The following is a 7,726-nucleotide window of genomic DNA, read 5'->3' as shown; positions in this document are numbered from 1 at the left end:
TTTCAGGGCTTTCAGAGCGAATATTACATAGCGCCGAAAAAACCTGACGAATATCCGAAGGACAACCAAACTCTCGCCTCAACCCGGAAACTCTCATATCCGGGCTATCCGTCTCCAACAACAAACTACCCAAAGGGGCTGTCGCAACAGCGGATCGGGTTCGCGTGGCACTTGGCCAAGTAATAACGCAACCTACACCGATGCTTATCCCTTTGGCGACATACTGATCGAGCAAGTCCTTGCCTCCGGAGAAGGCATGAATCACCCCCTTCCCTGGAAACTTCTTTAATGCGGACAGTATCTGGGAATGCGTTTTTCGAGCATGCATGATAACGGGCAAACCATGATCACTTGCAAGCGCCAACTGCGCCTCAAACAAGCTGTACTGCAGAGCCATATCTGCTGCCGTTACATCAAGCCCTATCTCGCCAACAGCAACCAGCCCCTCAGGCCGCGGGGATAAGCACGCATCAAGCCTGCTAATATCGCCTAAAGAATGCCTAGCTATAAAAAGAGGATGCAACCCTAAGGCATAACTTAGCTGAGGATGGCCAAGCGATAAGCCTTGCACCCCCTCCCATGATCCACGATCAATCGATGGGATAATCAACTTTGTTACACTTGCCCGGCGACAACTTTCAAGCAGGGCTTCTTGCCGCCCCTCAAACTCAACAAAATCTAAATGACAATGAGTATCGTAAAGCTCCGGACCTATCACCTCATTCTGCAATTAGTGCTCTCGCGTCTTTCTAAACTGCACTTCAGGGTAGCGCTCTTCAGATAACTGTAAATTCACCATCGTTGGCGCGATATAACTCAAGTTATCCCCCCCATCCAAAGCTAAATTATCAAAGCATTTCTTTCTAAACGCCTCTAGTTTGACCGGGTCATCACACGACACCCAGCGCGCCGTCGCAACGCTGATCGGCTCATACATAGCATCGACCTTATATTCAGCCTTTAATCGATGCACTACGACATCGAACTGAAGCACCCCGACGGCACCAACTATCAAGTCATTTGACTTCAGCGGACGAAACACCTGAACAGCGCCTTCTTCAGACAATTGAATCAAGCCTTTGTTAAGCTGCTTCATCTTCAGAGGATCTTTCAAACGAATTCGTCTAAAAAGCTCAGGCGCAAAGTTTGGAATGCCCGCAAACTTAAGCTGCTCACCCTCAGTAAAGGTATCACCTATCTGAATCGTCCCGTGATTATGCAAACCAATAATATCGCCTGCATAAGCCTCATCTGCATGTTCTCGGTCACCTGCCATAAAGGTCACCGCATCTGAAACACGCACATCTTTACCTGTGCGAACATGCTTTAACTTCATTCCTTTCTTATACTTTCCCGAACAAATGCGCATAAATGCGATTCTGTCTCGATGCATTGGGTCCATATTTGCCTGAATTTTAAAAACGAAGCCTGTGAACTTTTCTTCTTCGGCCTCAACCTGGCGCACATTCGTCGCTCGTGATTGCGGCGCAGGCGCCCACTCAGTTAAGCCTTCAAGCATATGGTCTACACCAAAATTACCCAGAGCGGTACCGAAGTACACCGGCGTCAGTTCGCCTGCTAAAAATAGCTCATGATCAAACTCGTGCGATGCACCTTTAACTAATTCAATTTCATCTCTAAGTTCTTCTGCATAATGCCCAATCGCCTCTTCCAGCTCTGGATTATCGAGACCTTTTATTACTCTTGAATCCTGAATCTGATGACCTTGCCCCGTCTGATAAAGGACTGTCTCATCCTTATATAAGTGATAAACACCTTTAAACTCTTTACCCATGCCAATAGGCCAGGTGATTGGTGCACACACAATCTTTAGAACGTCTTCCACTTCGTCCATTAACTCTATCGGATCTCTAATATCCCTATCGAGCTTATTCATAAAGGTTACAATAGGCGTGTCACGAAGACGCGTAACCTCCATTAATTTGATTGTACGTTCCTCTACACCTTTGGCTGAATCAATCACCATCAAACTAGAGTCAACCGCAGTTAAGGTTCGATAAGTATCTTCCGAGAAATCTTCGTGCCCCGGCGTATCAAGCAAATTAACCAGACATTTATTAAATGGAAACTGCATCACCGAGGTCGTTACCGAGATACCACGCTCCTTTTCCATTTCCATCCAATCAGACTTTGCATGCTGACCGCTTTTCTTCCCTTTCACGGTACCGGCTTTTTGAATCGCCGCGCCAAATAACAGGACTTTTTCAGTAATGGTGGTCTTACCCGCATCAGGGTGAGAAATAATCGCAAAGGTTCTACGCGTGGAGATTTCATCTGTTATTTGTGACATTAAGAATACTTACCTTAAGATTTCGGCATGCCAGTCCGAAAACCAGCCTTAATAAAAATTTCTGTGATTATAAACGTCTGAGTATTTTTTCGCAGCAAGAGAAAAATTTAGACTTGAAGGTCGACCGATAACTCTAGTGTCATTAATACGGCATTTTCTTTTCCTTGAGCAGCAGGATAATAATTTGGTCTCACACCAACCTCATTAAATCCTTCAGAGAAATATAAGTCGATTGCCTGGCGATTCGACTCTCTGACCTCAAGAAAAAATACATTTGCTTGCTTCTGTATCGCTTTAGATACCGTGTATTGAAGAAGCTTTCGACCAAAGCCTTTTCTCGCATATGCAGGATCAATGCATATATTCAGCAAGTGCGCTTCATCCAATACACATGAAACAAAAGCATAACCAATAAGCACCCCTGCCCGCTCTACGCCAAAACAGTCATCTTTGCCTAGAGAGGTCTCGAGCATTTTTTGACTCCAGGGTAAAGGGTAGGCTCGTCTTTCAATATTTAAGACCGCGTCTAAATCTGCTTTACATAAGTCTCGAAAGGAAATTGAAGTCAACTTACTCACCAAAGTAAGCACACAATTCTACCCAGGTGTCTGACTTGCGCTGCGGGAAACGAAGCATGTCGGCCAGGGAATGACTAAAAACGTTAAAGCTAAGAGCGGGTCTGGATGAAACTAGCTCGGCGTAGAATTTCTTCAGCTGCGGATACGCCGCCCCAAAATACAGAACACTCTTTACATCTTCAGCGCAATGGGAGTTGATCCAACTTGCCAGCAGAACAGGTAAATCCCCCCCTTGCTTACTTTGCAAGTTAAGAGAGCGGAACACCGGCCAACTGAACAGCTGTTGGAATTCTGGCTTATCATGCAGGTCATGCATGCCTGCTTTTGATTTAATTATATTTTTTAGCAGAGTCAGCTCTACTGGATGACTTGCCGGCTCCAAAGACTCAGAAATTATCAAACCATGACTGGTTCTATATAGAACCAGAGAAAAACTATCTAAGGCGCGATCACCAGATAATGAAGGCAAAGCACTAATATCAACACCTTCAGAATCTGCCTGATTTCTTCCTACAGGTGCTCGCGACTCAAGACTCTCTTGAACCGGCTCCTCACCATCGCTAGGACGAAGCCCACCCGATTTTAGAATATCCATGGCAGAGTGAGCTCTCTCTACCGCAGCCAAACTCTCCGTAACATTACGCTCTGGCGCAAGTGAATCCTGCAGAGCATGCTTTAAGTCTGATTCGCAGAGTTCTGTTATCGCGGGCTGAAAGAGGACTGTCTCAGGCGTCGGCGCAGCTCCGGAAAGCTTTGTTCGGGTATACCACTGGTGAACCCCCATCGCACTGAGGTGCGACTGCCTATCGGATAGCGCCAACATACTACTTATACATCGCCTTGCGGGTGCTGACGTGGGTCGTGACGCTCGAGCAGGTTAAGCGCATGCAAATAAGCCTTGGCAGAAGCAATGACAATATCGGTATCTGCACCTAAACCATTTACAATACGCCCGTCTTTCTCTAGCCGAACCGTTACCTCCCCTTGAGAGTCGGTTCCACTTGTGATGCTATTTACAGAATATAATTGCTGCGCAGCACCCGAGTTAACTATCTTCTCGATTGCCTTATAGGTTGCATCAACCGGGCCACTACCGTCTGACTCAGCAGACTTTTCCTCTCCATCGACGAGCAAAGTAACCTTTGAGACAGGCACAACACCTGTCTCGGAACACACTGACAAACAAACCAAGGAATAGAGATCGACCTGATCTAGAGATTTAGTCGAACTTACCAATGCATGCAGATCCTCATCAAATATCTCGTGTTTTTTATCTGCCAATTCTTTAAATGCTGCAAACGCCTGATTTAACTCAGTCTCAGACTCCAATGAAATTCCAAGCTCTTCTATTCTGGAACGAAATGCATTTCTGCCAGAGTGTTTACCTAGAACCAGACTATTAGTATGCCAGCCAACATCTTGAGCCTTCATAATTTCGTAAGTTTCTCGATGCTTCAATATACCATCCTGGTGAATGCCAGACTCATGCGCAAACGCATTTGCACCAACAATTGCTTTATTTGGCTGAACCGGGAAGCCAGTAATCGTCGACACTAACCGCGAGCAAGGCACGATCTGTGTAGAGTCGATATTTGTCGATAGGTCAAAAAAGTCAGATCGTGTACGAACTGCCATTACAACCTCTTCCAAAGAAGCATTTCCGGCTCGCTCACCCAATCCGTTAATAGTACATTCAATCTGGCGTGCACCATTGGTTACCGCAGACAAAGAGTTTGCAACAGCTAAGCCGAGATCATTGTGACAATGAACTGAGAAAATAGCTTTGTCTGAATTTGGAATTCGCTCGATAAGGTTTTTTATGGTTTCACCAAACTGCTCGGGAATCGCATAGCCCACCGTATCCGGGATATTTATTGTGGAAGCACCAGCATTAATCGCTTGCTCTATAATACGACAAAGAAAATCCAACTCTGAACGACCAGCATCTTCACATGAAAACTCGACATCATCTGTATAGCTTCGCGCTCTTTTTACTGCTCGCACAGCTTGCTCGACAACTGCATCCGGCTCCATTTGAAGCTTATACTTCATATGGATCGGAGAGGTTGCGATGAAGGTGTGAATACGCGACGCATTTGCTCCTCTTAAAGCTTCAGCAGCACGATCGATATCCTTATCCAATGCTCTGGATAGAGAACATATTCGAGAATCTACTATTGTATCAGCGATAGATTTAACCGACTCAAAGTCGCCCGGACTTGCAATCGCAAACCCCGCTTCAATAACATCAACACGCATCTTCTCAAGTGCACGAGCAATTCTCAATTTCTCTGCCTTGGTCATCGATGCACCGGGGCTTTGCTCGCCATCTCGTAGGGTCGTATCAAAGATAACAAGCTTATTTTTATCGGACATTCGCCGTGCTCCTAAATCAATATCCTAAAGAGTTTATCTAAGCTAATACAATACATTGCAGCTTATTAAATCAAACCGCTAACTATAGCGACAAGACCTAAGTTAAACAATGCTCAGTCAGTAAGAATTCACGTTATTTCGATATCTCTACAGAGTAGCGAGCCTATAGAGTGTCTAGAGTAAACAACCTAGTAAACTATCATATGCTCGATATTGCGAATTGGTCTATCAAATAAAGCAAAGACCATTGAACTTCTCGCGATTATAGACGAAAATTCGCGCTTCGCTTTGAACTTGTAATTTTAATTGGGGATACGTCAAGATGACGGCACAGAAAATACTATTTACCGCAGTAATTTTTCTTTTTAGTACGCTAGCGTCAGCGCTAGAAAAGAAAACAATTTGTACATGGGATCCAGTAGGGAAGAACGGCCCAGTAATGACTTTCTATTCAGATTTAAAGCCAAAAGCTATCGCATGGGGTTTAGATCTTGAGTTTATCGCTTATACCGATGAAAAAGTTGCTGCTAACGACTTCAAAGCTGGTGTATGTGACGGCGCTCACTTGAGTGCAATCCTATCACGTCAATTTGTTCCTTTCGCAGGGACACTTGATGCAATTGGCGGTATCACTTCCGACTCTGGTCTTGGTAAAATTCTTGCTACTCTTGCAAGCCCTAAGGCTGGCAAAATCATGACAAACGGTCAATATGAAGCAGTTGCTGCATGGCCTGTTGGCTCTATGTTCGCGTTCGTAAACGATAAGAACATCAATACAGTTGCAGACTTCAGCGGCAAGAAGATTTCAGTTCTTAATGAAGACCCACAGACTCACAAGCTTGCTAACATGGCCGGCGCATCACCTGTAGGCACTTCTTTGGCAACGTTCTCTGGCCAGTTCAACAACGGCAACATTGATATCCTTTTCATGCCAGCACTAGCTTACAACACTTTTGAGCTATACCACGGCCTTGGCGACAAAGGTGGCATTCTTGACTACCGTCTATATTACGGCATGCTTCAAACAATCACCAAGAAAGACAACTTCCCAGCAGACTTTGGTAACAAAATGCGTAAATACGTTGTTGGCCGCTTGAAAGCTATCAATAAACTAGTTGCTGATGCCGAAAAAGAAATACCAGCTAAGTACTGGATCAAAACTAACGAAGAGACTAAAAAAGAGCTAGTTAAGTTTAGCCGTGACATTCGTCTAGCACTTAAAGCTGAAGGTAAAATGGACCCTAAAGCGCTTAAGCTGCTTTGGAAAATCCGTTGTGCTGAAAACCCATCTGCAAGTGAGTGTGCAACTCCTGAATAGGCTAATAGCTTAGCAGATTATAAAAAGGCTCCTTTTAAGGGGCCTTTTTTATTATCAGTGCTTCTCTTTAGGTCTACAATAGCACCATTAGAGGAGCAAACTTATGTCTGACATTCAATATGGCACTAATGAGCCAGTAATATTCACTATGCTAATGACACCTGAAATGGCTAACTTTTCAGGTAACGTACACGGCGGCGCACTATTAAAGCTACTAGACCAGGTCGCTTATACCTGCGCATCACGCTATAGCGGCCATTACGCCGTCACCCTTTCTGTAGACCAAGTTAACTTTCGCCAACCGATTAAAATTGGCGAACTCGTCACCTTTTTATCTTCTGTAAACTACGTCGGACGCACGTCAATGGAAGTAGGCGTCAAAGTCGTTGCTGAAGATATTCACTCTCACGAGAAGCGCCATACCAACAGCTGCTATTTTACTATGGTAGCAATGGGTGAGGATGGAAAGCCCACAGAAGTTCCGCCACTCGACTTTAAAGCAGATAAGCAAAAACAGCGCTATATTGCAGCAAAAGTAAGAAGGGAGCTTCGTAAAGAACATGATCTGCGGCTGAAAGAGATTCACGATAAGTGGATCAGTAATACGGAACATATGACTGAAGAGCAGATCAACGTAGAGTTCGAGAAATACCGGCAAAGCTAAATACCATGCCGGTATAAAAACTCTGTTTTACGCGTGTTGCTTACAACAGCCAGCGTGAACACCTACATAATAAGCAGCGGCACCTGATTTACTTACTAACACGGTCAGATAGTAGCAAGTTTAATTCAGAGCTATAACTATTAACAAAAAACCCTTGAAGACGTATATCTCCAAGGTTTTTTCATATTTTCTAAATTTGCCTTTTCACCAGGCAATAAAAAACCCCAGTAGGACGACCTACTGGGGTTTCTAATAGAAGCCTGACGATGACCTACTCTCACATGGGACCTCCCACACTACCATCGGCGATGCTTCGTTTCACTTCTGAGTTCGGGATGGGATCAGGTGGTTCCAAAGCTCTATGGTCGTCAGACAAAACTTCGGTTGCTGATACTTGATCAACAACACTTAATTCTGCGTCTTTAACAATAGCAAGTAATAGCTAATTTTATCTCTGCTGTCTAACGAAGACTCATATC

At 44.6% G+C, this 7,726-nt stretch carries 7 protein-coding genes and 1 rRNA gene; 2 read left to right on the top strand and 6 right to left on the bottom strand.

Features of this window, described 5'->3' with window-relative positions; all coding sequences use genetic code 11:
- The 5 genes from A3756_RS13780 to A3756_RS13760 all read right to left on the bottom strand — a co-directional run.
- Window positions 1-730, bottom strand: a 730-nt coding sequence (locus tag A3756_RS13780; RefSeq protein ID WP_068553701.1) for a TatD family hydrolase, incomplete at its 3' end; no start/stop codon positions are given.
- Entirely contained in the window at window positions 731-2,311 is a 1,581-nt protein-coding gene (gene prfC, locus A3756_RS13775; RefSeq protein WP_068553700.1) for a peptide chain release factor 3, read from the bottom strand.
- Between the two features lie 107 nt (window positions 2,312-2,418).
- The gene (gene rimI / locus A3756_RS13770) at window positions 2,419-2,889 is read right to left on the bottom strand and encodes a ribosomal protein S18-alanine N-acetyltransferase (RefSeq protein ID WP_255374941.1); all 471 of its coding nucleotides are present in this window, start codon (window positions 2,887-2,889) and stop codon (window positions 2,419-2,421) included.
- On the bottom strand, window positions 2,882-3,712 hold the full coding sequence (locus A3756_RS13765; RefSeq protein ID WP_068553698.1) for a hypothetical protein: 831 nt from the start codon (window positions 3,710-3,712) through the stop codon (window positions 2,882-2,884). Before A3756_RS13765 ends, rimI begins: the two co-directional genes overlap by 8 nt.
- Before the next feature lie 5 nt (window positions 3,713-3,717).
- Window positions 3,718-5,265 (bottom strand): 2-isopropylmalate synthase, encoded by a 1,548-nt coding sequence (locus A3756_RS13760; RefSeq protein ID WP_068553697.1) that lies wholly within the window; start codon window positions 5,263-5,265, stop codon window positions 3,718-3,720.
- A gap of 322 nt (window positions 5,266-5,587) precedes the next feature.
- Here A3756_RS13760 and A3756_RS13755 point away from each other — a divergent pair, with 322 nt between their 5' ends.
- Both A3756_RS13755 and A3756_RS13750 read left to right on the top strand, forming a co-directional pair.
- Window positions 5,588-6,583, top strand: coding sequence for a putative solute-binding protein (locus A3756_RS13755; protein WP_068516429.1), 996 nt, complete (start codon window positions 5,588-5,590; stop codon window positions 6,581-6,583).
- Between the two features lie 103 nt (window positions 6,584-6,686).
- Window positions 6,687-7,247, top strand: coding sequence for an acyl-CoA thioesterase (locus tag A3756_RS13750; RefSeq protein WP_197470060.1), 561 nt, complete (start codon window positions 6,687-6,689; stop codon window positions 7,245-7,247).
- A gap of 258 nt (window positions 7,248-7,505) precedes the next feature.
- Here A3756_RS13750 and rrf read toward each other — a convergent pair.
- Window positions 7,506-7,620, bottom strand: a 5S ribosomal RNA gene (gene rrf, locus A3756_RS13745).
- Window positions 7,621-7,726: the final 106 nt, after the last annotated feature.

Source organism: Oleiphilus sp. HI0086 (assembly GCF_001635225.1).
Note: the sequence above shows the minus strand (reverse complement) of the source record. Positions and strands in the feature narration are given on the sequence as shown.

Bases quoted from the DNA above. Each gene is read 5' to 3' on its own strand.
- prfC (WP_068553700.1), bottom strand. From the start codon at position 2,311: ATGTCACAAATAACAGATGAAATCTCCACGCGTAGAACCTTTGCGATT.
- A3756_RS13765 (WP_068553698.1), bottom strand. From the start codon at position 3,712: ATGTTGGCGCTATCCGATAGGCAGTCGCACCTCAGTGCGATGGGGGTT.
- A3756_RS13760 (WP_068553697.1), bottom strand. From the start codon at position 5,265: ATGTCCGATAAAAATAAGCTTGTTATCTTTGATACGACCCTACGAGAT.
- A3756_RS13755 (WP_068516429.1), top strand. From the start codon at position 5,588: ATGACGGCACAGAAAATACTATTTACCGCAGTAATTTTTCTTTTTAGT.
- A3756_RS13750 (WP_197470060.1), top strand. From the start codon at position 6,687: ATGTCTGACATTCAATATGGCACTAATGAGCCAGTAATATTCACTATG.